The 25612-nt window shown below is 71.6% G+C and carries 18 protein-coding genes and 4 pseudogenes; 9 read left to right on the top strand and 13 right to left on the bottom strand.

From position 1 onward, the window contains the following. Nucleotides 1-54: 54 nt before the first annotated feature. A complete protein-coding gene (locus tag ACWGKU_RS31095) occupies nucleotides 55-483 on the bottom strand; it encodes a PPOX class F420-dependent oxidoreductase (RefSeq protein ID WP_452179376.1) in 429 nt (142 codons plus the stop codon). 280 nt (nucleotides 484-763) lie between these two features. Between ACWGKU_RS31095 and ACWGKU_RS31090 the strand changes: the two genes are divergently transcribed. Then, complete coding sequence (locus tag ACWGKU_RS31090) at nucleotides 764-1210, top strand: hypothetical protein (RefSeq protein ID WP_359897175.1); 447 nt, start codon at nucleotides 764-766, stop codon at nucleotides 1208-1210. A gap of 66 nt (nucleotides 1211-1276) precedes the next feature. After that, nucleotides 1277-1780, top strand: a complete 504-nt coding sequence (locus tag ACWGKU_RS31085) for a DinB family protein (RefSeq protein ID WP_380539721.1) — start codon at nucleotides 1277-1279, stop codon at nucleotides 1778-1780. Nucleotides 1781-1826: 46 nt separating this feature from the next. Here the strand turns inward: ACWGKU_RS31085 and ACWGKU_RS31080 are convergent, their stop codons facing one another. After that, on the bottom strand, nucleotides 1827-3248 hold the full coding sequence (locus ACWGKU_RS31080; RefSeq protein WP_452179377.1) for a pyridoxal phosphate-dependent decarboxylase family protein: 1422 nt from the start codon (nucleotides 3246-3248) through the stop codon (nucleotides 1827-1829). Between the two features lie 227 nt (nucleotides 3249-3475). Here ACWGKU_RS31080 and ACWGKU_RS31075 point away from each other — a divergent pair. Continuing rightward, nucleotides 3476-3769: pseudogene (locus ACWGKU_RS31075) on the top strand (hypothetical protein); the annotation flags it as partial. Here the strand turns inward: ACWGKU_RS31075 and ACWGKU_RS31070 are convergent. Then, the gene (locus ACWGKU_RS31070) at nucleotides 3692-3937 is read right to left on the bottom strand and encodes a hypothetical protein (RefSeq protein ID WP_452179389.1); all 246 of its coding nucleotides are present in this window, start codon (nucleotides 3935-3937) and stop codon (nucleotides 3692-3694) included. The pseudogene ACWGKU_RS31075 and the gene ACWGKU_RS31070 overlap by 78 nt on opposite strands. A gap of 18 nt (nucleotides 3938-3955) precedes the next feature. Here ACWGKU_RS31070 and ACWGKU_RS31065 point away from each other — a divergent pair, with 18 nt between their 5' ends. Next, entirely contained in the window at nucleotides 3956-5158 is a 1203-nt protein-coding gene (locus tag ACWGKU_RS31065) for a cytochrome P450 (protein WP_452179388.1), read from the top strand. A 40-nt stretch (nucleotides 5159-5198) separates the two neighbouring features. On the opposite strand, the gene ACWGKU_RS31060 is transcribed toward ACWGKU_RS31065, so the two are convergent. The 3 genes from ACWGKU_RS31060 to ACWGKU_RS31050 form a co-directional block, all read right to left on the bottom strand. Beyond that, on the bottom strand, nucleotides 5199-6500 hold the full coding sequence (locus tag ACWGKU_RS31060) for an MFS transporter (RefSeq protein ID WP_452179378.1): 1302 nt from the start codon (nucleotides 6498-6500) through the stop codon (nucleotides 5199-5201). Nucleotides 6501-6538: 38 nt separating this feature from the next. Then, complete coding sequence (locus tag ACWGKU_RS31055; RefSeq protein WP_452179379.1) at nucleotides 6539-7132, bottom strand: ArsR/SmtB family transcription factor; 594 nt, start codon at nucleotides 7130-7132, stop codon at nucleotides 6539-6541. 78 nt (nucleotides 7133-7210) lie between these two features. Next, nucleotides 7211-7945, bottom strand: coding sequence for an SDR family oxidoreductase (locus tag ACWGKU_RS31050; RefSeq protein ID WP_401055043.1), 735 nt, complete (start codon nucleotides 7943-7945; stop codon nucleotides 7211-7213). 71 nt (nucleotides 7946-8016) lie between these two features. Here ACWGKU_RS31050 and ACWGKU_RS31045 point away from each other — a divergent pair, with 71 nt between their 5' ends. Then, nucleotides 8017-8961: a LysR family transcriptional regulator gene (locus ACWGKU_RS31045; protein WP_452179380.1), complete on the top strand. Its 945-nt coding sequence runs from the start codon at nucleotides 8017-8019 to the stop codon at nucleotides 8959-8961. Between the two features lie 199 nt (nucleotides 8962-9160). Further along, nucleotides 9161-9397 (top strand): annotated as a pseudogene (locus ACWGKU_RS31040) (carboxylesterase family protein); the annotation flags it as partial. Here the strand turns inward: ACWGKU_RS31040 and ACWGKU_RS31035 are convergent. The 3 genes from ACWGKU_RS31035 to ACWGKU_RS31025 form a co-directional block, all read right to left on the bottom strand. Further along, nucleotides 9396-10286: a transglutaminase-like domain-containing protein gene (locus tag ACWGKU_RS31035; RefSeq protein ID WP_380539746.1), complete on the bottom strand. Its 891-nt coding sequence runs from the start codon at nucleotides 10284-10286 to the stop codon at nucleotides 9396-9398. The pseudogene ACWGKU_RS31040 and the gene ACWGKU_RS31035 sit on opposite strands and share 2 nt — an antisense overlap. Nucleotides 10287-10532: 246 nt before the next feature. Continuing rightward, the gene (locus ACWGKU_RS31030) at nucleotides 10533-13499 is read right to left on the bottom strand and encodes an RNA repair domain-containing protein (RefSeq protein ID WP_452179381.1); all 2967 of its coding nucleotides are present in this window, start codon (nucleotides 13497-13499) and stop codon (nucleotides 10533-10535) included. Next, nucleotides 13499-15286: an RNA ligase family protein gene (locus ACWGKU_RS31025; RefSeq protein WP_452179382.1), complete on the bottom strand. Its 1788-nt coding sequence runs from the start codon at nucleotides 15284-15286 to the stop codon at nucleotides 13499-13501. The genes ACWGKU_RS31030 and ACWGKU_RS31025 overlap by 1 nt, the downstream gene beginning before the upstream one ends. Nucleotides 15287-15484: 198 nt before the next feature. Between ACWGKU_RS31025 and ACWGKU_RS31020 the strand changes: the two genes are divergently transcribed. Both ACWGKU_RS31020 and ACWGKU_RS31015 read left to right on the top strand, forming a co-directional pair. Then, a complete protein-coding gene (locus ACWGKU_RS31020; protein WP_452179383.1) occupies nucleotides 15485-16270 on the top strand; it encodes a class I SAM-dependent methyltransferase in 786 nt (261 codons plus the stop codon). 169 nt (nucleotides 16271-16439) lie between these two features. Continuing rightward, a pseudogene (locus ACWGKU_RS31015) lies at nucleotides 16440-16739 on the top strand (flavodoxin family protein); the annotation flags it as partial. 68 nt (nucleotides 16740-16807) lie between these two features. Here ACWGKU_RS31015 and ACWGKU_RS31010 read toward each other — a convergent pair. Both ACWGKU_RS31010 and ACWGKU_RS31005 read right to left on the bottom strand, forming a co-directional pair. Beyond that, nucleotides 16808-17868 (bottom strand): IS630 family transposase gene (locus ACWGKU_RS31010; protein WP_452179384.1). Its coding sequence is split into 2 segments (ribosomal slippage): nucleotides 16808-17412 and nucleotides 17412-17868, totalling 1062 coding nucleotides; the frame shifts between segments, so codons are not numbered across the junction. Nucleotides 17869-18032: 164 nt separating this feature from the next. Further along, nucleotides 18033-21554, bottom strand: coding sequence for an NB-ARC domain-containing protein (locus ACWGKU_RS31005; RefSeq protein WP_452179385.1), 3522 nt, complete (start codon nucleotides 21552-21554; stop codon nucleotides 18033-18035). 459 nt (nucleotides 21555-22013) lie between these two features. Between ACWGKU_RS31005 and ACWGKU_RS31000 the strand changes: the two genes are divergently transcribed. After that, a complete protein-coding gene (locus ACWGKU_RS31000; RefSeq protein ID WP_452179386.1) occupies nucleotides 22014-22907 on the top strand; it encodes a hypothetical protein in 894 nt (297 codons plus the stop codon). A 33-nt stretch (nucleotides 22908-22940) separates the two neighbouring features. Here the strand turns inward: ACWGKU_RS31000 and ACWGKU_RS30995 are convergent. Further along, nucleotides 22941-24155 (bottom strand): annotated as a pseudogene (locus ACWGKU_RS30995) (IS3 family transposase). Nucleotides 24156-24909: 754 nt separating this feature from the next. Next, entirely contained in the window at nucleotides 24910-25551 is a 642-nt protein-coding gene (locus ACWGKU_RS30990; RefSeq protein WP_452179387.1) for a hypothetical protein, read from the bottom strand. Nucleotides 25552-25612: the final 61 nt, after the last annotated feature.

Below are 25612 nucleotides of genomic sequence, written 5' to 3'. Positions count from 1 at the left end.
AGCCGGCCCGGCCCGGCCGCCGTTCCCCCGTGACGGCGGCCGGGCCGGAGCCGGTCAGATGCGGGTGCCGTACACGTGGTCGACCGGGATGGTGAGGAGCACCCGGCGGTCGGAGACCATCGCCTGGCGGTAATCCGCCCAGTCCGGGTGCTCCCCGGCGGCGCGGCGGTAGTAGTCCACCAGCGCCTCGACCTCGGGCCCCTCGGGGTCGGTGCCCGGTCCGGTCAGGGTGGCCACGCCCTCGGCGGTGACCCAGGAGCGGCCGTCCGGCCCGGTCACCTCCAGACTGGCCCGCGGGTCCCGGCGCAGGTTGGCCGTCTTGGCCAGCCCGTCCCGGGTGGAGATCAGGATGGCGTTCGCCTCCCGGTCGTAGAACGGCATGACGGGGGAGAGCTGCGGGCGGCCGTCCGCCTTGATGGTGGCGAGGACGCCGAGGCGGCTCTGTGCGAGCAGGGCGTACGGGTCGAAAGCAGTGGCGGTCATGGCAGCATCATCGACCTTCACACCGGTGTGAGGGCAAGGTCCGCCGCGCGTGTTGGGCGAGGTCCGCCGGGTGGGTGGGGTGCGGTGCGTCGGGCGTACCGGGCGAGGCCCGCCGGGCAGGTGGGGCGGGAGGCCGCGCATGATGGCACGGACCGGCGGGCCGGTGCGGAAGGTTCGGGAATCCGCCGTGATGTCCGGCGTGAGCCGCTATGGTCGGTCGCGAAAACGGTGACGGCCCGTCAGTGGATGCGCACCGTCCGAGTCGAGGGGACACCGCACGATGGCACGCGAACGCAAGCCGGTGGAACTGCTGGAGTTCTCCGACGACCTCCACACCGACGACGTCACCCCGCTGCAGGCCTTCCTGGCCGCCCGCATGCGCGAGCTGGTCCGGGCCCAACCCGAGGGCACCGGTGCCCGGTTCGCCGCCGAGCGGCTGGCGGAGATCACCGCCGCCGACTGCGTCTTCCTCTCGGACGTCCTGGTGGCCTGGGAGGAGGTGGTCCTGGAGGGCCGCAACGACGAGCCCGGCTGGACGCAGCGGATGCGCCAGGACGCCATGATCTGGTGGGAGCGGCTGTGCGAGACGGCCGACCGGTTCCGCGACCACCCCGACCACCGCTCCCGCTGGCGGCCGCTGCACTTCATGAACCTCGCCCACGCGGAGATCATGGCCGGCCTGACCGACCGGGCGGGCGGCGTGTACGGGGACGGGGCGCACCCGTGATCCCGGACGGCCGGGGGCGGTGGCCGTAGGGCCGGACTGTCGGTGCCGGCTGGTACGGTCCCCGGCATGAGCAATCGTGTGCCCTTCACGGGTGGGGAGAAGGAAAGCCTTCATGCGGCGCTGGACCGGCACCGCGATGTGGTGCTGTGGAAGCTGGAGGGGCTGGACGACGAGCAGCTGCGCCGTCCGATGACGCCCTCCGGGACCAATCTGCTGGGGCTGGTGAAGCACCTCGGCGGCGCCGAACTCGGCTGGTTCCGGGAGACGTTCGGCCGGGAGAGCGGACCGCTGCCGTTCGACATCGACGCCGACGATTCCTCCGACATGCGGGTGGAGCCGCACGAGTCGACGGCGGACGTCCTGGCCTTCTACGCCCGGGCCCGGGCCGGCGCCGACGAGACGATCCGGGAGCTGGCACTGGACGACCTCGGCACCTCCTGGTCGGGGAACTCCGTCTCGCTGCGCTGGGTGCTGATCCACATGACCACGGAGACGGCCCGGCACACCGGGCACATGGACATCCTGCGCGAGCTGATCGACGGGGGGACGGGCGACCACAACCGGAGCTGACCCCGGACTCCGCCCGGCCCGTCCCCGCGCGGTCCGCTGCTCGCGCTCAGGCCGTCAGCCCCCGGACGGCCCGGGCCAGCGCCCGCGCCGTCCGCCGGACGTCCGCCTCGGTGGTGCGCCAGTTGCTGAACGCGGCGCGCAGGGCGGGCCGCCCCGCGTAGCGGGTGGGGGTGAGGAAGGCCTCGCCGGCCAGCCCGTCGGCGAGTGCGGTCAGCCGCTCCGGGGTCGGGTCGGCCGTCAGCGAGAAGCAGACGACGTTCAGCCGCACCGGGGCGAGCAGTTCCAGGCCCTCGATCCGGGTCACCTCCGCGCCGAGCGCCCGGGCACCGGCGATGCAGCGCTCCACGATCTCCCGGTGCCCGGAGCGGCCGTACGCCCGCAGGGTGAACCAGGCGGCGAGGGCGCGCAGCCGGTGGGAGTTCTCCGGCGTGAGGTGGACCAGGTCCGGGTGCTCGCTCAGAGGGCCGAGGTAGGCGGCGGCGTTCTGGAAGACCCGGGCCTGGAGGTCCGGGCGGCGGGTGAACTGCACGGCGCTGTCGTAGGGCACGTTGAGCCACTTGTGCAGGTCGACGCAGACCGAGTCGGCGAGGTCCAGCCCCGCCACCAGCTCCGCGTGCTCCGGCGACAGCGCGGCGAAGGCGCCGAACGCGGCGTCCACGTGCAGCCAGAACCCGTACCGCTCGCGCAGCGCGGCGATCGCGCGCAGGTCGTCGAAGTCGACGGTGTTGACCGTCCCGGCGTTGGCCACCACGACGCACGGCCCCTGAGCCCCGGTCAGTGCCCGCTCCAGCGCGGCCACGTCCACCGCCTCCCGGCCCGGCAGGACGGGCACCGTCCGCAGCGCCGTCCGGCCCAGGCCCAGCACCGACAGCGCCTTGGCGACGCTGGAGTGCGCACTGCCCGACAGCACCCGGACCGGGCCCAGCGCGCCGACCCCGTCCTCGGCGACGTCCACGCCGAGCCGCTCGCCCAGCCACTCGCGGGCGATCGCCAGCCCCACCGTGTTCGACATCGTCGCGCCGCTCACGAAGGTGCCGCGGTGCGCCGCCGAGAGCCCGAACAGTTCGCGCAGCCACCCGACCGTCTCCCGCTCCAGGTGCTGACCGGCCGGATCCAGCGAGGAGTTGGAGTTCTGGTCCACGGCCGAGGTCAGCCAGTCGCCCGCGAGCGCCGCCGGCGTCGCCCCGCCGGTCACGAACCCGAAGTAGCGCGGCCCGGTACTCGCCGACAGCCGCGGCTCCCAGCGCTCCGCGAACTCCGCCAGGGCGGCCCGCATTCCGCCGCCCTCCTCGGCGAGCGGCGAGCCGGCGGTCTCCGCGCCGGCGGTCTCGGCGCCGGCCTGCTCCGCGCCGGCCCGTCCGATCGCGGGCCGTTCGTCGAGGGTCTCCAGGAAGGCGAGCGCACGCTGCCGGGTCTCCTCCAGGAGTTCCGGCAACCGGCCGAGATCGGCGGCGAGTTCGGGGTGCATGACGATTCTCCGTTGATCGACTGGGCGGTGCGCCCGAGGCTAACGGCGAGGTGCGGACGGCGTCCCGGTCCAATCCGGGACGGGTGGCCTGAAACGCACGGGGAGGTGGGGGAATTCGCGCCGTTCGGCTCAAAATCACTCCGGCGGTGCATTTTCGGCCGGTCCCTTGACCTCTCCCGATCCGGCGGACGGTGATCACCGTGCACCGCGGGCGAGTGAACGTTCCAATGTCGGGCGGATTTTCGAGCCGAGACTTCAGGGAGGTGCGGGGCTGTGCGTTCCACCACCGCTCCCGTGGCGGCCCCCGTGGCGCCGGGGCGCTTCCCACTGCTCGGCCACCTGCCGCAGCTGGCCGTCCAGCGGGTGGAGTTCCTGCAGTCGGTCAGGGCCCGGGCGACATCGTCAGGATATTCCTCGGGAATCGTCCGGTGTTCGTCCTGAACTCACCGGAGGCCGTCCACGACGTTCTCCTGAAGCAGAGCAGGAAGTTCGGCAGAGGACTGCTGTTCGACGTCGCGCGGCCATTCATCGGGAACGGCATCATCACCTCCGAGCGGGATTTCCACCTCCGCCAACGGCGCGCTCCAGCCGGCCTTCCACCGGGACAGCATCGCCGCGGGCGTCGGCACGATGACCGACATCGCCGAGGAGCAGGTGTCGTCCTGGCGCCCGGGCCAGGTGATCGCCATGGACCTGGTGCTGCGGAGGTGCGCCACACCATCCCAACCACGGCAGAGATCCTCTCCCCGGACCCGGAGGCCCCGGCCCTCGACCCGTCGCCGGACCTCCGCCGGATGCGCGAGGAGGACGGCCTGCCGCGGCTGCGCGTGACCCACCCGGTGCGCGGCGAGATCGACGCCGTCGTCATCACCGGGTACGGCGACGTCCGGGCCGCCTTCGCGGACGAGCGCCTGGTAACGGGCAACGGCATCGACCCGTCGCTGCCGCGCACCCTGTTCAACCACCCGGGCTTCCTGCCCGCCTACAGCGGCGAGGAGCACAGCCGTCTGCGCCGGATGCTCACCGGCAGCTTCACCGTCCACCGGGTCGAGCGGCTGCGGCCCGCGATCGAGACGATCGTCTCCGAGCACCTCGACGCGATGGCGGAGCAGGGCCCGGCCGTCGATCTGGTCGAGGCCTTCGCCCTGCCCATCCCCTCGCTGGCGATCTGCGAACTGCTCGACGTCCCGTACGGGACCAGGGCGATGTTCCAGCGCTGCTCCCGGGTGATCATGGACGGAACCGCCGACGCCGGTCAACTGATCGCCGCCTCGGCCGAGTTGAACGCGGCCATGGCGGACATCGTGGCCCGCAACCGGGCCACCCCCGGGGACGGCGTGCTGGGCGCGGTGGTGCGGCAGCACGGCGCGGAGCTCACCGACGAGGAGCTCATCGGCTTCGGCACCACCCTCCTGGTCGGCGGACACGAGACCACCGCGACCCAACTCGCCCTGAGCGTGCTGGCGTTGCTCCGCCACCCGGACCAGCTCGCCGTCCTCCGCGACGACCCCGGGGCCACCGGCCCGGCGGTGGAGGAACTGCTGCGCCATCTCGCCATCCCCGCACCGCTCCTGCGCACCGCCGCGGCCGACGTCGAGGTCAACGGCCACCGGATCGCCGAGGGCGAGCACGTCCTGCTCTCCCCGCTGACCGCGAACCGCGACCCCGAACTCGTCCCCGAGCGACCGGACGACCTCGACCTGCGCCGCCGTCCGGTCGCCCAGCTGTCCTTCGGCTTCGGCGCCCACCAGTGCCTCGGCCAGCAACTGGCCCGGCTGGAACTGAAGGTGGCCCTGCCGGCCCTGCTGCGGCGCTTCCCGGCCCTGCGGCTCGCCGTCCCCGAGGCCGAGCTCCGCTTCCGTGAGGGGTCGACGGTCTACGGCGTCGAGGCGCTCCCGGTCACCTGGTGACCGGCCTGCCGGGCCGGCGCCCGCACCCGGTGGGGAACGCTCAGCGGGCGGCCGTGCGGGGGAGTCCCGTGCGGGGGAGCTCCGCGCGGCGGACGGCGGGAGAGGCGAGGGCGAGGGCGGCGCCGAGGCAGGAGAGGGCCCCGCAGCCGACGAAGACCGGGGCGGTGCCCCAGGCCCCGACGGCGGCGCCGACCAGCGGGTAGGCGAGCGGGGCGAGACCGACCATGGTGAGCATCGTGACGGAGGTGACCCGGCCGAGGTAGGCGGGGTCGGTGGCGGTCTGGATGAGGGTGCTGTCCAGGCTCCCGAAGACGCCCGCGCTCAGACCGACCAGGGCGGCGAGGACGGCGGCGGCCCACAGTTGCGGTACGAGCGCCATGGCCGCCGCGCCGACGCTGCCCGCCAGCAGGCTGCCGGCCATGGTCAGGCCGGCCCGGGGGAGCCGACCGGCGACGGCGAGCAGCGCGGCACTGGCGGCGGCTCCGGCGCCGAAGCAGCCGACGATCCAGCCGTAGCCGGAGGGGCCCCAGCCGCGCTCGGCGTTGAGCAGCACCATGCCGACGTTGAGGGTGCCGGCGAGGCCGAGTTCGCAGACCGCCCCGGCCGCGACCAGCGGGCCGATCAGGCGGTGGCGGCGGATGTAGCGCAGCCCGTCGAGGAGCTCGGCGCGCGCGGTGCCGGGCCGGGGCGGTGTGCCGGCCCCGGACGGGGTGTCACCCGGAGGGGCTTCGAGCGGACTGATCCGGACGGAGAGCAGGAGCGGCAGGGAGAGCGCGAAGAGCAGCCCGGCGACGGCGAAGGCGGCGGCCGGGCCGCCCAGGCCCATGGCCAGGCCGCCGAGCGGCGGTCCGGCGATCTGGGCGAGGCGCATCGACAGCGAGCGCAGGCCGGTGACCCGGGCCAGCTGGTCGGGGCCGGTGATCCGGGGCGGGAGGGCGCCGACGGCGGGGACAAACAGGGCGTCCACGGCGCCGAAGACGAGCGCCACCGCGACCAGCAGCCAGAGCGCGGGCGCGGTCAGGGCGATGCCGGCGGCCACCGCGAGGATGAGCAGGCAGCGCACGGCGTCGCTGCCCAGCACCACCCGGCGCGGGTCGAGCCGGTCGGCCAGGACGCCGCCGCCGAGCATGAGCAGGGCGCGCGGGGCGGCGCCCGCGGCCATGACCAGGCCGATCTCGGTGGGGCCGGCGGAGCGCTGGGCGGACCAGGCGAGGGCCGCGAAGTAGACGCTGTCGCCGATCAGGGAGGCGGTGTACGCCGCGAGCCAGCGCAGCACGTTGCCGTCGCGGTGGGCGGGCGGTGCGGCGATCCGGCGGGAGAGGGGCGGTTCAGCGAGGACCATCGGGGACTCCGGAGGACTGGGACACGGCGGGGCCGGTGTCAGGGGCGGAAGGGGAACCCGTACAGGTGGACGGACACGTGCTCGCGGCCCGCGGTGTCGCCGGCCGCCCCGGCGGCCTTGCCGCGCTCCCGCCAGCGCCGGGCGAGGGCCTGCAACTCCTGGTTCATCTCGGTGAGTTCGGCGGCGGTGAGGTCGAGCAGCCACTCGGAGGTGAAGGCCGCGTCGGTCCACTCCTTGCCCCAGGCGGCACTCCGGTCGAGGTAGGCGCGGTACTGGGCGGAGCGGGAGTCGACCAGGCCCTTGGTCACCGCGTCGACGACGGCCGCGCCCTCGGGCGTGCCGGAGAGGTCGGACTCGCGGAAGCCCCAGCCCTCCTCGGAGGCGACCTCCCACCACCGCTCCCGGCCGTCGGCGCTCCGGGCGCTCGCCTCGGTGACGAAGCCCTGCTCGGCGAGCTTGCGCAGGTGGTAGCTGACCAGGGACGGAGCCTGGTCGACCTGCTCGGCGAGCTGGGAGGCGGTCGCGCTGCCGGAGGCGTAGAGCAGACGGTAGAGCTGCATCCGCAGCGGGTTGGTGAACGCCTTCAGGCGGGACAGGTCGGTGATCCGGTCGGGCCGGGGCTTCTCGGGCATGCGTCGACAGTAAGTCCGAAAGAAAAATTGCGCAATAAAAATTTCAGATCTTCGGAACGGAGTCGGCGCGGCCTGGTCTCACCAGGGGATCGGGCCGTCCTCGGCCCAGAAGGCGCCCGTCGGGCCGTCCTCGCCCGCCGTCGCCAGGTCGACCGCGATGGCCGCGCCCTCCTCCGCCGTGCGTATGCCGGAGTGGCGGTTGAGGTCGGTCGCGCAGTAGCCGGGACTCACCGCGTTGACCAGGATCCCTTCGGCGCGCAGTTCATTGGCGTAGAGCACGGTGATCGCGTTCAGCGCGCTCTTCGAGGTGCAGTAGGGGAGGAGGATCGAGAAGTAGGCGGACCACGGGCTGCCCGGGTCGGCCAGGTGGGTGAGGGAGCCGAGTTCGCTGGACATGTTGACGATGCGTGCGGCGGCGGAGCGGCGTAGCAGGGGGAGCATGGCGTGGGTCACCGCGATGACGCCGAACACGTTGGTCTCGTAGACCTGCCGGACGGTGGCGGTGGGGGTTTCGCTCGGCTTCTGGGGTGCGGTGGCGATCGCGGCGTTGTTGACGAGGATGTCGAGGCGGCCGAACGTGGCGTCGATGTGCTGGGCGGCGGCCCGGACCGAGATCTCGTCGGTGACGTCCAGTGGTACGAACCGTACGTCGGCGCCGTCGGCGCGCAGCTCCTCGGCCGCCGCCTCGCCGCGCTCGGCGTTGCGGGCGCCGATCAGCACGGTGATGCCGAGGGCTGCGAGCCTGCGCGCCGTTTCCTTGCCGATGCCCTTGTTCGCGCCGGTGATCAGAGCGGTCTTCTGCGAAGTCGTCATGGCACCCAGCCTCCCCGCACCCATGGGCGGCAGGGAAAGACCGGAAGAGTGTGGATCTATAGTCCACGGATATGAGTGAGCTGGAAGTGCGGGAGCTGAGGTACTTCATCGCGGTCGCCGAGGAACTGAACTTCAGCCGGGCCGCGCAACGCCTGGGGATGGCGCAGCCTCCGCTGTCGAAGGCGATCGCTCAGGTGGAGTCCCGGCTCGGGGTGCGCCTGCTGGAGCGCACCACCCGGCAGGTGAGGCTGACCGACGCCGGTCGTGTGCTGCTCGACCAGGCCCGGATCGCGGTCGACGCGGTGCACGCGGCGGCCCGGCGGGCACGCCGGGCCGGTCAGCCGGCACCCCGGCTCGTCGTGGCGGTCAAACCGGGAGGCGATGGCGGGCTGCTGCCGGAGATCCTCGCCGCCTACCGGGACACGGGTTCGCAGCTGCCGCCGCCCGAGGTCGTCGTCGGCGGCAGCGGGGAGCCGATCGCCATGCTGCGGGACGGCCGTGCCGACGTAGCGCTGCTGCGCAGCCCGTTCGACGGTCGAGGGCTGGATTCCCAGACGCTGGTGGTCGAGCCGCGACTGGCCGTCCTCCCCGCCGCGCACCGCCTGGCCGGATGCCGGCGACTGCGGCTGAGCGACCTCAGGGGCGAACCGGTCCCGCGCTGGAAGGGGGCCGCCCCCTCCAGCACCGCCTACTACACCGGGTGCGACGGAGCGGAAGCAGGCGATGGCCACGCAGGCCCGGCGCCGGCCGACGCTCCTGAGGGGCCGCTCGTGGCCAGCGTCGAGCAACTCCTGGAGGTGGTCGCGCTGGGGCAGGCGGTGGCGTTCCTGGCACGCTCCACCACCGAGCGGTACCAGCGCCCGGACATCGCATACCGGCCGGTCACCGGCCTCAGCCCCAGCGCGGTCATGGTCGCCTGGCCGGAGACCTCGCGATCCGCAGCCGTCGCCGCCTTCGTCCAAGCCGCCCACGACGTCGCCGCCCACCAGCCCGACCACATGACCGCACTGGCCTGACCGGGGGCACTCACCCCTCGCCGTGACGATCACCGCAGGACCGATGTCAGACAACCACCAGCGCGAAGAATGGCCAGCACCCCCCTCACCCGCCACCGCCGTGCGCATGCCGCCTCGGCCCCGCGTTCCGGCGCATCGCTCGGCTGTCGCCCCGAGACCTCGTCGCGCGGGCACGCGTCGCTGAGCCGGACTGCGGGCCATGAACGATCAACCATGCGCTGTCGAAGCGGTCTACCGGACGGCGAGCGGCCGTGTACGGGGCAGCGACCTCGGCGGCGGGGTCACGGCCGTGCTCGGCATCCCGTACGCGGCCGCGCCCTTCGGTGCCCGCCGGTTCCGGGAGCCGCAGCCGGCACCGGCCCGGGCCGGCGTCCGGGACTGCACGGACTTCGGGCCCATCGCCCCCCAGCCGGCGCAACTGCCCGGATCCCCGGTCAGCGCAGGGTGACCTCGCGTGGGCCGTTGAACGGGGCCAGGGACAGGACGGTCTTCGGGGTGCGCAGGGCGTCGTGCTCGGCGAAGAGACGGCGGACGGCGGAGACGTCGACCGGACCGACGGTCAGGTGGGCCACCTCGTCGTACGGGGCGTGGGGCGTGTTGGTGGAGTCGGTGCCCCAGGTGTCCCAGAGGAGCGTCTCGACCTTGTTCAGGGCCGCGAGGTCGAGCCGGGTGGAGTGGGCGACGAACCACGCGCCGTTGAGCGGGCCCTCCTCGGGCGGGTGGACGCCGAAGGAACCGGCGGCCGCCCGGTCGGAGCGGATCGTGCGCCAGGCCCGGCCGGCGACCAGGAAGCGGTCGCGCGGGACGTCCATCGGGTCGAAGTCCACCCGCCAGGCGGCGGCGACCTTCGGGTCGGCCAGCTGCGGGTCGGCGAGCAGCCAGCCCCGCCGGTCGTCCCAGTACTCGGTGGCCACGTGGTCGCAGTGGAAGCCGTCCGGGCCGAGGTAGCCGGCGAAGCCGCAGCGCAACCGGGCCGGGATGCCGACGTGGCGCAGGAAGGAGCAGTGCAGCAGCGCCAGGTCCCGGCAGACGCCGACGAAGCGGTCGGCGGGCGCCCGGGGATGGCTGAGCGGGGCCGGGTCGCGGTCGGTGATCAGGTGCAGGATGTCGTCGAGGTAGCGGGTCTCGGCGTCGTGGTGGAGCCGGTTCGCCGGGATGGGGTGGTGGAACAGCCAGCCTTCGAGGCGATGGATGATCAGGTTCCGGGCGATCCGGGCGAGTCGGCGGGGGTCCTTGGGGAGATCGGCGTAGCGGGGGAGGTGGGCGCCGGGGTCGGAGAAGACGCTCTGTCCGAGGTAGAACGCGGGGAAGTCGGCGGAGGGCACGGGGAGCTCCCATGGGGCTTCGGCCGCATGATCGATGGCTGGGCCGCTGGTGCTCACCGTGGCAAATTTCGGGGGTGATTGTCCAGAAGAGCCCGATGGGCAGGGGTGGTTCGGCAGATCGGTGTCGTTCGGCGGGTGGGGGTCGTCCGGTGGGAGGGCGTGGTCGGGTCGATCGGGATGCTTCGGCGGGTCGGGCGGGTCGGGCGGGTCAGTCGGGTCAGTCGGGCGATTGGCGGGCCGGGCGGTTCAGTCGGGCGGTTGGCGGACCGGGGTGGGGACGGCGCCGCCGTCGAGGTACTCGACCCGGACGCCGGGCAGGGTGCGGGACCACGCCGTGGCGAGCGGGGCGAGCCGGGCGGCGGAGAGCGGCGCGGGGCCGAGGCCGATCGGGAGGTGGGCGCGGCCGTCGGCCGTCCGGTACGGGTGGGGCCAGGCGTGCAGCCGGGTGGCCCCCGCGTCCTCCAGGGCGGTCAGCAGGACGCGGATGCGGCCCCGGACGAGGCCGAGTGACTCCTCGTCGGTGCCGACCACGGCCCAGGCGGCGTGCCGGCGGTGCAGCGGGGGAGCGGCGAGCAGGGCGGGCCACGGGGTTCCGGCGGCCGCCCCGGTCTCTTCGGTGGCTTCCCCGGCGTCGATGGCTTCCCCGGCCTCCCCGGCCTCGGCGACCTCCCTGGCCTCGGTGACCTCCCCGGCCTCGGTGGTCAGTTCCCAGGCGCGATAGAGCTCCTCGCCGAGCAGATCGCGGGTGTCGGCGCCGACCTGGGTGGTGCAGCTGCGGACCGGGGCGGAGGGGGTGAGGACGGTGAGCGGGCCCGGGCAGGCCGGCACCGGGTCGCCGGTGAGGGCGACGGGCCGGCGCCAGTCCCAGCCCGCCCAGGTCTCGGTGAAGCGCCGGAAGAGCTCCTCCTCGGGGCTGCCGGTCGTCTCCAGGACCGTCCGGGCGGCCAGTACCGACCAGGCGAGCGAGGGGAGTTGGCCGAACGGCGCGGAGTCCAGGCCGCGCGCCCGGGCCCAGGCCTTGACCTGGCGGGCCAGCCGGACGAAGCGGGCGTGCCGGTCGCCGAGTGCCGTCAGTATCGCCTCGGCGTCCGTGACCGCGCTCAGCGCGACGGCCTCGGCCCCACCCAGCTCCGCACGGCGGTCGACGGCCCGGGCCGGGTCGAGATCGCCGGTGAAGACCACCACGAGGTCCACCGCCAGGCCGTCGGCGGTCAGCCGCAGCCCCGGCACCCGGGCGCCGCGTACCTCGCGCAGCCCGCGGGCCCCCGGCAGCGCGGCCGCCACCCGGGCGTGGACGGAGGGCAGATCGGCGGGGCCGGGCAGCGCCGCCACCAGGTCCAGGTCGGCCCCGTCCAGCTGGCAGCCGAGCCGCCGGGAGCCGACGGTGTGCACCACGCCCTCGGGCAGGGCCGCCGCGATGCGCCGGGCCAACGCCCGGGCGGTGGAGGTGCGTTGAGGCGACTCCGGGGACGGCGAGGCGATCGGCTGCTCGGGCACCGGCCGCACCACGCCCGTCCCCAGCGAGACCACCGCGCGCGGCCGCATCGGCTCGGCGCCCCGGCGGGAGAGCACCACCAGCTCGCCGACCCGGGCCGAGGCCCCGGGGAGCCGGGCCGCGCAGTCGGCGGCCACCGGCTGGGGGTCGTCGCTGCGCCCGAGGGTCAGGTGCGGGGTGAAGCCCTCCGCCCGGCCGCGGCAACGCGGGAAGCGCCGCTCCAGCGCGTGCCGCAGCGCCGCCCAGGGCGCGGGGGAGCCGGCGGCCGGGTCCAGCCAGACGGTGGCGTCCTCGCGGTGCCCGAAGGTGTGCACGCCCTCCAGCCGCGCGGTGAACGGTGCCGTCTCGGCGGCGGCCGCACCGAGCAGCGGCAGGGCGCGGTCGAACTCGGACTCCGGGACGAAGCCGAACAGCAGGTTGACGTGCGGGGGCCAGCGGCGCAGCTGCGGGTCGTAGGCCTCGCGCAGGCGCTGGATCGGCGGCCACAGCTCCTCGGGCGGCAGCCAGGCGACGGCGGTGCGGGCGGTGGGTGCGGCGTCGAGGACGTCCCACGGGCCGTTGTCCGGGTCCTCGCCGTCGAGCGCGAGGTCCACGGCCACGCCGTAGTGGTCGGAGGGGAGGAGCCCGTCCCCGGCCGGACGGTCGCCGAGCAGGACGGCCGCGGTGGCGCGGGTGCCGTCGGCGCGGTGCAGGACGCGGTCCAGGCGGCCCGGGCGGCCGGTCAGCGAGGAGACCGCGGCGAGCGGGTTGGCCGTCGGGTCGAAGGTGGGGGTGTCGTCGGCCGGTCCGTGCACCTGGGTCCAGGCGTCCCGCAGGCCGAGCGCGGCGGCCGGGCCGGCCGGGCCGGAGCGGCCGTCGTTGAAGTCCCCGAGCAGCAGCAGTTCGCCCTCGACGCCGGCCAACCCCTCGGCCAGTCGGGAGAGTTCGACCTGGCGGCGGGCGGCGCCGTCCGGCGAGTGGTCGCTGCTGAGGTGGACGGCGGCGACGGTCAGCGGCGTGCCGCCGGTCCGTACCGAGAGGGCGGCGACGGCCTTGTGCGGGCCCAGCGCGTGCCGCCCGGCCGCGGCCACCGGCAGCCGGCTGAGCAGCAGCAGGCCGTGGTCGTCGACGTCCGGCCCGAGCGGGTCGGCGCCCAGGGTGTACCCGGCGCGGATCCAGGGGGCCGCCAGCAGCAGGGCGACCAGGGCGGGCTCGACCTCCTGGAGGGCGATGACGTCGGCGTCGGCGACCTCCAGGGCGGCGAGCAGCAGGGGCCTGCGGCGGGCGGTGGCGATCCGGTCGGCGTCGTAGCGGTCCCACAGGGTGTTCCAGGTGACCACGCGCAGGCCGGTGGTCACCGGGACGTCCGTGGCCGCCGGGACGCCGGTGGCCACCTGGGTGTTTGGTCCGGCCCCGGCGGGCCGCCAGCCGCCGCCCGGATGCCAGGCGTGCGGGACGGTCGCGGTGAAGAAGGGTGAGGGCAGCAGGGGCGGGTCGGTGCGGCGCCCGGCCTCGGTGGAGTCGAGCAGGTCCACGCCCGAGGCGCGGTCCCAGACCCGTACGCCGTCGGCCTCGACCCAGTGCACCCGATGCCAGGGGATCTCGCCCGAGGCGGCGAAGGCCTCCAGCGGGACGCGCTCGGTGCGGTCGTCGCGCTGGCGCACGCCCAGCGTGAACCGGGCCGGGTCGAAGCGGGCGTCCCAGCGGATCCGCTGGCAGACCTGTTCGATGGGGCGCATCACTCCTCCTCCTCGTCGAGGGTGCCCGCCGTGTCCTCCACGATGCCACCGGGGCCCACGTACCAGGTGCGGTGCGCCTGGCCGGGGTAGGGCGGTCCGAAGCGGTGCAGCTGCGCGGTGAGCACCGCTTCGGGCACGGGGTGCGGGCGGACGGCGTTGCGGCGCACCAGCTCCTCCGCGCCGACCGCCAGGACCACCTGGGTGATCAGGGCGTCGCGGCGCTGGGCGACGGCGTGGACGTGGGAGCGCTGCTGGCGGTTGAGCGAGGTGGCGTCCCAGACCGCGGTGGCCGCCTTGCCGTCGCCCGGAGTGCACAGGGCGGCGTCCAGGCGGGCCAGTCCCTCGCGCAGCACCTCGGCGTTGTCGCGCTGGTCGGCGCGCGAGCCCCGCGCGGCGCGCAGGTCGTCCAGCGCGATCCGGGCGGTCACGCCGGTGAGCCCGGCGGCGAAGCTGCTCTTGCCGCTGCCGGAGGGGCCGCACAGGTGGACCAGCCGGGGGAAGCGGCCGTCGCGCCAGCGCCAGGTGGCCGCCACGGCCTCCTCGGCGGTGGCGATCCGGCCGAGGGCGTACGCCTCGCGGGCCTGGGCCCAGCAGCGGTCGGCGGCGTCGCGGTCCAGACCGGCCAGCGCCTCGCGCAGCCCGGCCCGCAACCGGGCGAGCGGCGCCCCGTCGAGCAGCCCGGCGTCCTCGGCGTGCAGCGCGGACCAGGCGACCTGCTCGCGCTCGACCCGTCCGGGGGCGGCGGTCGCGGCGACGGCGTGCAGCACCCCGAGGTCGGCGGCGGCCGAGAGCCGGACCAGCCCGGCTCGGCGCTCCCCGTCCGGGTACGGCTGCTGGAGGGCCGGGTGCAGCCCGACCAGGTCGGCGACCCGCCGGGCCAGCGGCAGGCCGAGCGGCCCGGCCAGCCGCGGCGCCAGCGACTGCCGGCGGGCGGTGCGCAGCGCGATGGCGAGCACACCGGCCAGCCGGGCGTCCCCACCCCGGCCCAGTTCGTCCAGCCGGGCCGACACCTCGGCCAACTCATCGGGCGGGCAGGTGAGTTCGGGAAGATCCAGGGCGGCCGCGAGGACGGTCGGTTCGGGCAGCGCACCAGAGCGCACGGCCCAGAGCGCGGCACCCGGGCCGAGCCCGTTCTCCACCACGGCGGCGTGCATCCAGTGGGTGTCGGTGCGCACGTGCCGCGGGCGGACCCACTTGGCGACCCGCTCGCCGAACTCGGCCCGGGAGAAGCCCCGGACCGTCCGCACCACGTACCCCTCCTGCCGGTCGAGGTCCAACCGCAGGGCGCGCAGGGCCCGTTCGTCGTAGCGGCCGCGCCACAGCACCCGCGGGACGGGGATGCCGAGGCGGCGCAGGAAGCGGACGGTGTCGTCCCAGTCCAGGCAACGGTCCTGGCCGTCGTCCCCGCCGTCGTCCCCGCCGTCGTCATGGCCGTCGCGTTCGCCGCCCGTCCAGACCGAGAAGCCGTAGAACCAGCTCTCCAGGTCGGTGTACGGGATCGAATGCCGGGCGAACAGGTTCTCGCCGCAGATCCGCCAGCCCTCCGGGACGCGCGGGGCGATCCGGCCCTGAAGGCCCTTCACCCAGGCGCGGGAGGGGTGGTGGGCGGAGTCCAGCGAGCGGGCGTGCAGGCCGTCGCGGTAGAGCGTGGTGTTCTCGCCGTCGAGCTTCTCGGTGACGACGACCTCGGCGCCGGCCAGCGCGGACAGGTCCCCGGCCCGTACGTCGTCCGCCGCGGCGCCCGGTGACCAGGGCAGATGCGGCGTCCGGGGGTAGTGCACACGCATGTCCTGCTCCCTGGGCGTTCTTGATCCGGCCGACACTGTAGGAGCCGCCGCCGAGCCCGGGCCACCGATTAAACGGCGGGTCCCCGGGTGCCGAAGGGCCTGGCCGACACGCGGGCAGGAACGTCCCTGCACCACCGCGCCGCGCCCCCGGGGTCCCATGACGCGACCCGACACAACGTCAACAGGGGAGGCCGGCCGGTGGAGACGAGGACGAAGGACGAGGACCCGGTCCGGGTGCTGGACGTGACGGGCGCCGACTACCGCCGGGCGTTCGAACTGTTCCTCGCCGGAACGGACGAGAAGCCGATCACCCACGACCGGCTGGGCGAGATCGTGGCCGCCCTGCCGCACCGCCGGGTCCTGCTCGACCTCGGCGCGGGCGACGGCCGCACCACCGCCTACCTGAGCCGCTCCTTCGACCGCACGATCGCGGTGGAACCCAGCGCCGCGATGCGCGAGAAGCTCGCCGTGGCCTGCCCCGACGCCCTGGTCCTCCCGGACCCGCTCGACCGGGCCGACCCGCTCGAGCGGGCCGACCTCGTCCACCTCTCCCACGTGCTCTACTACGTGCCCGAGGCGGACTGGCTCGGCACCGTCAACCGCGCCCTGGACTGGACGGCCCCCGGCGGCACCCTCCTGGTCGTGCTGCAGAACCCGGAGAGCCCCTGCATGCGGATGGCCGCGCACTTCACCGGCGTCCGCTACGACCTCCGCCCGCTCGCCGACCGCCTGCGCGAGCGGCACCCCGAGCACGGCTACGCCCTCGAAACCCTCGACCTCCACTACCGCACGCCCCATCTGGCCGAGGCGGTGGACGTCGCCGAGTTCATGGTCAACGTCGCCGACGTGGCCACCCTCGACCCCCGCCCCTCCCGCGCGGCCCTGACCGCCTACGTCCAGGACCACTTCGCCCTCCCCGTCGGCGGCTTCGCCATCGGCCACACCCAGGACATGCTCATCATCCGCCGCGCCGCCCGGTCCTGAGCCGCCCTCCGGGGCCCGCTGCGGGGACGCCGGCCGCTTGGCCGGGGGCCAGGCGGCGTGTCGTCAGGCGACCGGCCCAACCGCGCGCGCGTCCGCCCCGCCGACCTGGTGAGCTGTGCCGGGAGTCCGCGACCCGACCGGCCTCCCCGACGGACCGAGGGAGGACCCCGTGCCGGACACGCCGACGTCGTACGCCGACCTGCGCGCCCTGGTGATCAACTGCACGCTCAAGCGCTCCCCGGAGCGCAGCCACACCCAGGGCCTGATCGACGTCAGCACCGGCATCCTGGAACGCCAGGGCGTCGCGGTCGACGTCCTGCGGGCGGTGGACATCGACATCGCCGCGGGCGTCTGGCCGGACATGACGGAGCACGGCTGGGAGACCGACGAGTGGCCGGTGATCTACTCCCAGGTGATGGCCGCCGACATCCTCACGCTGGCAGGGCCCGTGTGGGTTGGGGGGAACACTCTGGCACCTGAACTGCCTGCAGCCCCTCGGCCTACCGGCTGCTACTGAGCTTGAATCCGTGATGTCGGTCAGCTGTCCATGATCAGGCTGGTGTCGGCCATGCAGCCGTCGACCAGGTCGGGGCGGTACTGGATCTGCTTGAGACGGTGTTTCACGGCTCTAGTGATCTGGCCGAGGTCGGCGGCGAGGTTGCCGATGTCGCGTTTGACCAGCGACCAGATGCCCTCCTGCGGGTTCAGGTCCGGCGCGTAGGTGGGCAGCTGGAACACGGTCAGCCACTCGGCGTTCGCCTCGATGAACTCCCGCAGCGGCTTGGTCAGGTGGAGGCGGACGTTGTCCCACACGAGGACGATCGGGCCGCCGAGCTGAGTGCGGGCACGGACGATCAGGTCGCGGAAGTCGTGCCAGCTGAAGCCCTTCGGCTCGCTCTTGCGGCCCCGGTACTCGCGGATCGCGTAGATCAGCCGGGACCGCTCGCCTGGCTTGTAGCAGGTCATGCCCGCCATCGAGACCCGGCCCGAGCCCCGGCCTCGAACCCGCACCACGGGCGTCTGCCCGATCCGGCCCCAGGTCCTGGCGTGCGGCGGCGTCATCGACTGCCCGGCTTCGTCCTCGAAGACCAGCCAGGATCCGAGCTCAGCCGCGACGCTCTTGCCCGCGGTCAGGCCTCCTTCTTCCACACCTCGACCGCCGCATCGTCGCGCTCGATCGCTCGACGGGCGGGCTGCTGCCACGACCAGCCGTGCCGCTTCAGCAACTGCCAGGTGCCCTGGACCATGTACGAGACGTGGAACAGCTGGCCGATCAGCGTCTTCACCCGCGCCAGCGTCCACCGCTGATCAGCCCATGTATGCGCAAGCGGGCCGCGCTCCAACTCTCGTTCCAGTCTGGCCATCTGGGCTGGACCGAACCTCGGGCGCCCCGGCGATCCCTTCGATTGGACACCTACCTTGCCCCGCTCGCGCCAGGCCCGGCGCCACCGCTCCACCGACCGCTCGCTCACCCGCAGCGCGGCAGCGATCTCCCGGTTCTTCTCCCCGCTCTCGAAGCGTTCTACGGCCTGCAGCCCGATCCGCTCCCGCGCGGCCCTCTCGGCGCCGGTCAACCCGCCGCCCTGCGCGTATTTCACGCCTCAGGGCTACCGGAACCGACTGGCCGCCGGGCGGCAAACGGCCCCGACATCACCCAATCAAGTTCAGTAGCGCCGGAGAAGGCCGCACGTATAGCCCGCCGATTGAGCCGGCAGAGCCCCGACTCCTAACCGGTCTCTGCGGACGCGTTGGTGGGGAGTAGCTAACGTTTGCGCTTGCTGCTTGGACGTCGCTTCTGCCGCCGGGAACGTGCGACAGGGATTCTCGGGCCAGCCCAGGGAACGAGCGCGGCGGCAAGTGTGCCGTTCTGGCAGGCCATTTGGTATCGCGCGAGGGTGGCGGCGGGGGAGGAGAGGATCTCGCGGATGTTGCCAGGGCTTTCGAGACCGAATCCATAGCTGAAGAGCACCAGCACGGTCCGTCGTTGTTGAGCGGCGTCACGCCAGGCCGGCGGGGGTACTGCGGGGACACGGGCAAGGACGGTGCCATCTGAGGCTTGAAGGACGAGTGTGGAGCCGTCTGGACGCAGGCACAGATCTTCGACAACTGGGAAGACGGACCCGTCGCCCCACATCCGTCGAAGTCCGTGGGCGCAGAGCCGGTGGAACTGCGCGTCGACGACTTCGTCGTTGGGGGAGCGAACCAGTATGTACGTGTCGGGCTGGATGATGACGATCGCGCGAGGGCCGGAGAAGGCTCGGAAGCGATGAGGAAGGAGATCGACATTGCTGGCGAAGCCGAGCGCGGTGAAACCGGGGTCAGTCGACAACGCCAGGTGCGCGACCATGTTGGCACCGTGTAGCGCTGCTTCTAGATCTGCTGCTTCATCAGATGGAAGCGCGGCCAACACGGCGAGGCCTTGAGCGTGGGTCCTGTCGTGGAGCACTTCCCTGAAACGGGCGCCGATCCGGGTGGGTAGACCGTTCAAGATCAGTTCCCAGATCGCTGCCTGCTCGGGATTGTCAGCGAACTGCACGGTCGCGAGCTGGAACAAGAGGGTTGTGAACTCGTCGGACTCCGTGGAGTCTGTGGCAAGGCCGACGCGGGCACCGAGGTGAACCACACGCAGCAATTTGAAGCGATTGCGCTCGTGATCGCTGTCGGCAAGCTGGTCGAGGTAGGGGCCGGTGTCGTCAATCAGCCGGTCGAGTAGTGCTAGGGGTTCGTCGTTGCCGGTCAGTACCCACTGCATGGCGCAGACCTGACCGAGGTTGTGAACCAGATGGTTGACGGAGAACCGGTACAGAGTCCGCGGCCCGAGATAGCGCCGGAACAGGGTGTACTCGGCGTCGGCCTTCTCCCAGTTCTGTTGGTGGGCGAGCGACTCGATCAGAAGGCGCCGCATTTCGGCTGACGGAGTGCTCGATGATTCGTGGATCAGGCCGAGAACGGCTGTGGCGGCCTGCTCGGCCTCGCCAGCCTGGCCTTCCTCCATGAGTTGGCCCACGGCCGCAGTTTGGTACATGGCACGGATCTGCGGGCTCTGTGGCAACTGTGTGGCCAGGACCTGAAACTGCTCCAGGAGATGCTCGAGTTTCAGGTTGCCAGGCGCGTGGCGAGCGTGGATCTGCAAGATGAGCACGCTCTCGGCGACAAGTCTGACCGCGTTCGCCTGACGATCGGATGGTAGAGAAGCCAAGTAGTCGAACACATGGCTGAGGTGGTGCGTGATCTCCTCGGCGGGGTCGGCTGTGCTGGAGAGTTGGAGCAGGGAAGCGAGCCGGATTCTCGCCTGTGCAGTGATCAGATCGTCCTGATCGGGGCTGGCGGTAAGCCAGGCCAATTCCTGCTCAAGGAGATCCTGGGCCTGGTCATAGCGGCCGTGATCCTTGTGGAAACCGGCAAGGTTGCCTAGCAAGAGCGCGGAGCTGCTAGTGATGACCTCAAGGCGCTCAAGATGCCCTGCCAGCAGCATGGCGTGCTGAGCCAGCTCCCAGGCACGATCGCTCTGTCCGTGGTCGATCGCATGACACAGCCAGCCGTTGGTGTGGGCGGCCGCCTGTTGCAGCATGGTGCCCAAGTCTGCCTGCCGCTCGAACAGACGGCGCAAGATCAGCTGCAGCACGGTGTTCATCGACACCGTATCGTCGCTCCCGGGCACAGGGGCATGGTCCTGGTCGGCGGGGAGCGGCGTATCGGGATGGACGAATGACACACCGAACAGCTCCCGCAGGATCTCCCGCAGTGGGCTGCTGGCCTCGTCAACCAGGAGCACGGACGTGCTGTGATGGAGTGTGGCTCCGGGGACGAATGCGCTCGCGAACGCCAGATGAAGCGGAATGCGCTGCGAAGCGAAGTAGCACAGGGCTGACAGTAACCCCGCGCAGCCTCCCAGTACCTCAGGGCGAGAGCGAGCGTTGGTGCGCAACCGCTCCAGACTCAGGCTGACTGCGGCTACCAGGGTCTTCGGGTATCCCGGGATAAATATCCTGTCGTCGTCCAGGGCTGATGACAGCAGTCGGGACCGATACTCGCCCATACGCGCCGGGTCAATTTCGCACGTCACCAAGTAGCCAGCTGCCAGCTCGATCGCCAGCGGCCACCGGCCCAGCGCCTCTACCAGTTCCACCATCGCAGACCGGTGTCGTGCCACCTGTCCAGGGTCAAGTTCAAGACGCAGGACGAGGAGCTGCAGCGACTCTTCCGCAGAGAGCGCTTCCACTTTGACAAACCCGTTAATGCCGCGCCAGCTTCGCGACAGAGAGGTCACCAGTACCTGGCCGCGCCCGAGCCGGGGAAACCACGTCTGCACCATCCCAGGGCTGGCGTCGTCGAACACCAGCAGCCACGGTCCTGGCAACTGCTGCAACAGCGCATGTACCTTCTCCCGGACCAGAACCGGATCCGCAGTCTGTTCTTCGTGGCCGCCGCCCAGGTGCGTCAGTAGCCGCGTGAACGATCCCGTAAGCGCCTCCGTCGTCGAGGCGTCCAGCCAGAACACCAGGTCGTACCGGTACGCCTCCGTGACGACGTACGATGCAGCCAGGCTCGACTTCCCGATGCCGGACAGCCCGCTGACTACGCACACGGGTACGGCCGTCTTGAGCGGAGCACCACTCAGAGCCGTAGTCACCTGCTCAAGCAGCCGCGGTCGGTCGACGTCCGGGATGAACGGGACCGGTCCAACCACGACCCCGAAGTCCTGCCGGCCCAACGCAGCGACCAGGACCTCGTCGTCGACCAGCACGCACTCGCGGAAGTCCTCCAAGGCCCACGATGCCGACGTCGGGTCCGCCGCACGCCGCAGTACCTCGGCCACCAGAAATCCCAGCGCTAGACCGCCCGAGCGGTCCGACAGACCCTGGCGGTTCCGCCGCCGCAGGTCACGCAGCCGCTCGTTCAAGTCCTCACGTAGACTGGCATCGTCTCTCGCGTCGAACACGATCCGGGCTGTCGCCAGCCGCGCCCACTGGCCCTCCGTCAGCGCCTCAAGGCGCCGCAAAGACACCGGCGCCTTCGCGAAGATCTCCTTCAGCTCCAAGCGAAGCCGAACAAGATCGCCACACGTTATCTGCAGCGTCTCGGCGAGATGCGCACAGCCCTTATCCGGGACCGCGTTGGTGACCAACTCGTATCGCTGCGAGGAGAAACCAGACACCAGGTGCAGTAGCACCTCTAGCGCTCGCGGAGCGCTGACCGTCCGTCCCGAGGCAGCGCTTTTGACCTGCACCGCCACCAGCGAGTTGCCGTCTGCGTCAGCCAGGTCGAAGTCGACCGAGTCCACGCTGTGCGCCGACGTTGCCTCTCCGGGGCCCTCAATACGGCACGCTCTCGCTGGCGAATTGCATGATAACGCGACCAGTAGCGCCTCCAAGGTCCGCAGGTACTGGTACTGGAATCCTCGGGCTGCGATCCGCCCACCATCGACGCTCATCGTCGACCTCCCTACCCCACCGCTAGGCAATCTAGACATTGGCACCGACATCGACCGCGTAGCAGCACTGGCATGAACCCGAGGATGTTCGCAGATCGCTTCCTCCTCCTGACTGCTGAAGCAGTCAGGAGGTGTCTTGCGGTGGTTGCGAGTTAGACGCTCGATGCTGCTATGGCGGATAGGTCCGGGCACGTCTACAGACTTCACTCAAACCGCCATGGCCCATGCGAGAGACCACTAGGTTGATTGCCCGGCCTTGATCACAAGGCCGGGCAATCAACTGCGCGAGCAAGAGGAGGCGGTCCCGGTATGACCACCATCTTGAACACCCTCAACCAGTGGACCCGGCGCCGACGCTGGGCCGTGACGGGGATGTTCACCGTCGTGCTCGCCGCCGTCCTGGCTGTGCTCAACACTGTTGGATTCTCTGACAAGCTTTGGGCCTCAGTGGTTGTTCTGCCTGCTCTCGCAGCACACGGGCTACGACTTCTTTCCCCAGCCATTTCGCGGCTCGCTCAGCGGCTCTACGAACTGGCGCCAATGCTGTTGTGGACGCTATCCCTCACCTGGGTCCTCTACCAGACCTGGCATACCCGCAATGACCACCGTTCGGGTTTGGGCGGTGCGGTGGCAGTCACCGCCCTAGTCTGGTGGCTATGGGCAGCGCGGTCCCACCCCACCACCGGCTGGCGGCAATCCCTGTCGTGGCGGCCCCGAAGAGCGGTCGCCGCTCACGTACTGTGCATGACCCTCTTCGTCGCCGGGGTCTATCTCCAGGTGCGCTCCACGCCCACCGTCACGCCGACTACCCGCCTCACAGTCGGGATTGGCCTCTTCACCGCTGGCGTCGCATTCTGCTTCCGGGCGAAGACCCGCACACACAAGATCTGTACGGCTACCAAGAAGGCCGCCGAGCAGTTGGCCGGGAAGTGTCGGGCGCTTGACGGCGGCGCCGAGCTGGACACCGAGGACCTGCGGCAGCAAATCCGTGACCTCGACGTACTGCTCGCCACCCCGTTGCCGACTACGGTCAAGCTGACAGGCCTGCCGCTGCTCACCCAGCCCGAACGCCATGCCCTGATCCATGACCACCTGCTCGCCCCTCTGACGGACCCGTCCTCGCCATGCCGGTGGGCCGAGGCCGCCGAAGACCTGGAAACCCTCGCATCTGGCGTGGCCGGCTGGGCTGATTCCGCCGTCTGAACGGGGCCTGCGGAAGACGTTGCGGGTTTTGCCCTATTTCGTAGACACTTGCCTGCTATGCGACCAAATCAGGTTAGTGATGCTCCTGGCGTGCTGCCGCTCGTAGTCGACCGGGCTGCGCTAGCCGAGGGCGGAGTGGCGCCGTTTGCGGTTGTACCAGGCTATCCAGGCGAAGACCGCCATCCGGGCCTATGCCCGGGTCAGCCAGCGTGAACCGTAGCGCAGTTCGCGCTTGAGGGTGGCGAAGAACGACTCCGCGAGGGCGTTGTCGTAGCTGGAGCCGACCCGGCCCATCGAACGCCGTATCCCGTGCGCTCGGCAGACCTCGGCGAACGCCGCGGATGTGTATTGCGCGCCGCGGTCGGAGTGGATAACCACTCCGTGCACGTCGCCGACCCGGGCGTCGACGGCGGCCTGAACGGCGTCGACGACCAGGCCGGCGCGCATGTGCTCGGCCAGCGACCAGCCCACGACCCGCCGCGAGTGCATGTCGATCACCGTCGCCAGGTACATCCAGGCACCGCCGACCGGCAGGTACGTGATGTCGCCGCACCAGCGCACGTTGGGCACCGAGGCCGTGACATCGCGCCCGACTAGGTCCGGCGCGGGCGGCACGCTCCGGTCCGCGACCGTCGTGCGGACCGTGCGCCGCAGGTGCCGGCCGGCGATCCCACGCTCACGCATCAGGCGCGCGACTCGTTTGTGATTCACCACAGCGTGCCGTTCCCGCAGCTCCCGGGTGATCCTCGGGACGCCGTAGGCACCGTTCGACTCGTCGTGGATCTCCTCGATCCGCGCGCCCAGGTCCTCGTCGGCCGCCCTGCGCGCGGCCCGGGTCGCCGCAGCGGCGGTCCCACCGGTAGAAGCCTGATGCCGACACGCCCAGCGCCCGGCACAGCCGCTGTACTCCGAACAGGTCTCGATGGTCGGAGATGAACCGCCAGCGGCCGGTCATCGACCCATTTCCTTGGCAAAATACTGGGCTGCCTTCCGCAGGATCTCCTTCTCCAGCTCCAGCTCACGCACCTGCTTGCGCAGCCGGCGCAGTTCCTCGCGCTCGGCCGGGGTCAACGGGCCCTCACCGCTCGCACCCGAACTCGACTCGGCCCGCGACCGTGCGACCCACTGACGCAGCGACTCCGGGTTGACACCCAGCTTGTGTGCCACCGACGGAATGCGCCGCCCGCTGGACTCCACCAGCGCGACCGCGTCCCGCTTGAACTCCCCCGAGTACCTCGCAGTACCCATGAGGACATCCTCTCCACGGACCCGAAAATCCGCTTCTCAGAAGTGTCCACTGTTCGGGGTAAAGCCCAGTGGTCGTCCTGCCCCCTCGAAGGGACGGTGCGGACCCGGCCTGGTCTACTGGCGGGGCCACGACTACGAGCTGTTGCTACTCCTCGAAGAGGCGGTGAGGACGACGCGCCAGCACGAACTCCTGGGAATAGACCTGGGGTTGCTACCCCTGGAAGGGGCGATGAGGGCCGCGCCCGTACCGGTACTCGCGACCAGCAACAAGCGGTTGCTACCCCTCGAAGGGGCGGCGCGGACACGCCGCCCAGTGTTTTCCTGAATACCATCCCCAGTTACTACCCCTCGAAGGGGCGGTGGGGACCCACGTCGTTGCCGCACCAGACCCTAATCAAGCTCCAGTTGCTACCCCTCGAAAGGGGCCATAGGGAACCGGGCCATCACGAAGACAACCCCGTTTGCCACGTTGTTGCTATCCCTCGAAGGAGCGCTGAGGACTGTGCAGGCCCCGCGGGAGACCTTCGCCGGGCCAATGTTGCGACCCCTCGAAGGGGGGCGAGGACCCCTCACCTCATCATGGTGGAAAACATCACAAATGTGTTGCTACCCCTCGAGGGGACGATTTGGATCTGGTGATCATCATCTGCCTGGGCGTCGTCTGGTGGTTGTTACCCCTCGAAGGGGCGATGAGGACCCGCTGCAATGCACAGGCCATCCAGTTCCAGCAGCGTGGTTCGCACGCACGTGTGGGTCAATCATTCCCGTATGCCATTCCGGAGCCGGCGGGTTGTCCTTCCGAAAGGCCCTGTTCGGGGCTGTAAGCCCCGGCCGCGATGTGGACCTTGAGTCTGTCGTTGTAGTCGGTGCGGTAGCTGGCCGGGACAGGGATGAGGAGGTCCTCGGCTAGGAGCCGGCCTGCGGTCTTGCTGCCTCCGCCGGTGAGACGCCTCTCGTATTCGACGAGGTCGGATGCCCAGATTGTCTCCTTGCCGTCGAACTGCCTGTCGAACTCGTCTGCGAGGGCGGTGCGGTCGTCGAACGGGGCGTTGAAGGTGAGGAAGGCTTCGGCGAAGGCTGCGCGGGCCTGTTCGACTTGCTCGTGCCACTGGTTTCCCCAGGGGCTGTCGTAGATCTCGTTGAGCCAGCCGGTCAGTTCGGCCTCGTCGATCTCCTGCCCGTCATGCCGGAGGAGGATGTTCCAGGCTGCGGCCGTAGGGGCCTTCTCGTAGACGCCGTCAGCGTAGAAGGCGTTCCCCTGGGGGCTCTCGCGAGGCTGGTAGACGGGGCGGTGGACGACGACGTCGGCGGGTTCGCGGGCGGCGATCCGGTTGACGCGGCCGAACCGCTGCAGGAGGGCGTCTAGTGAGCTGGTCTTGAGATCTGCGGTCGCCACGTGAGGCGCTTCGCGTCACAGTTTCGGTGTTCTCCGCGCTCCGGGTGGTGACATGGCGTCA

This window comes from Kitasatospora sp. NPDC054768, from assembly GCF_053612025.1.
This window is presented reverse-complemented; position numbering and strand designations above follow the sequence as displayed.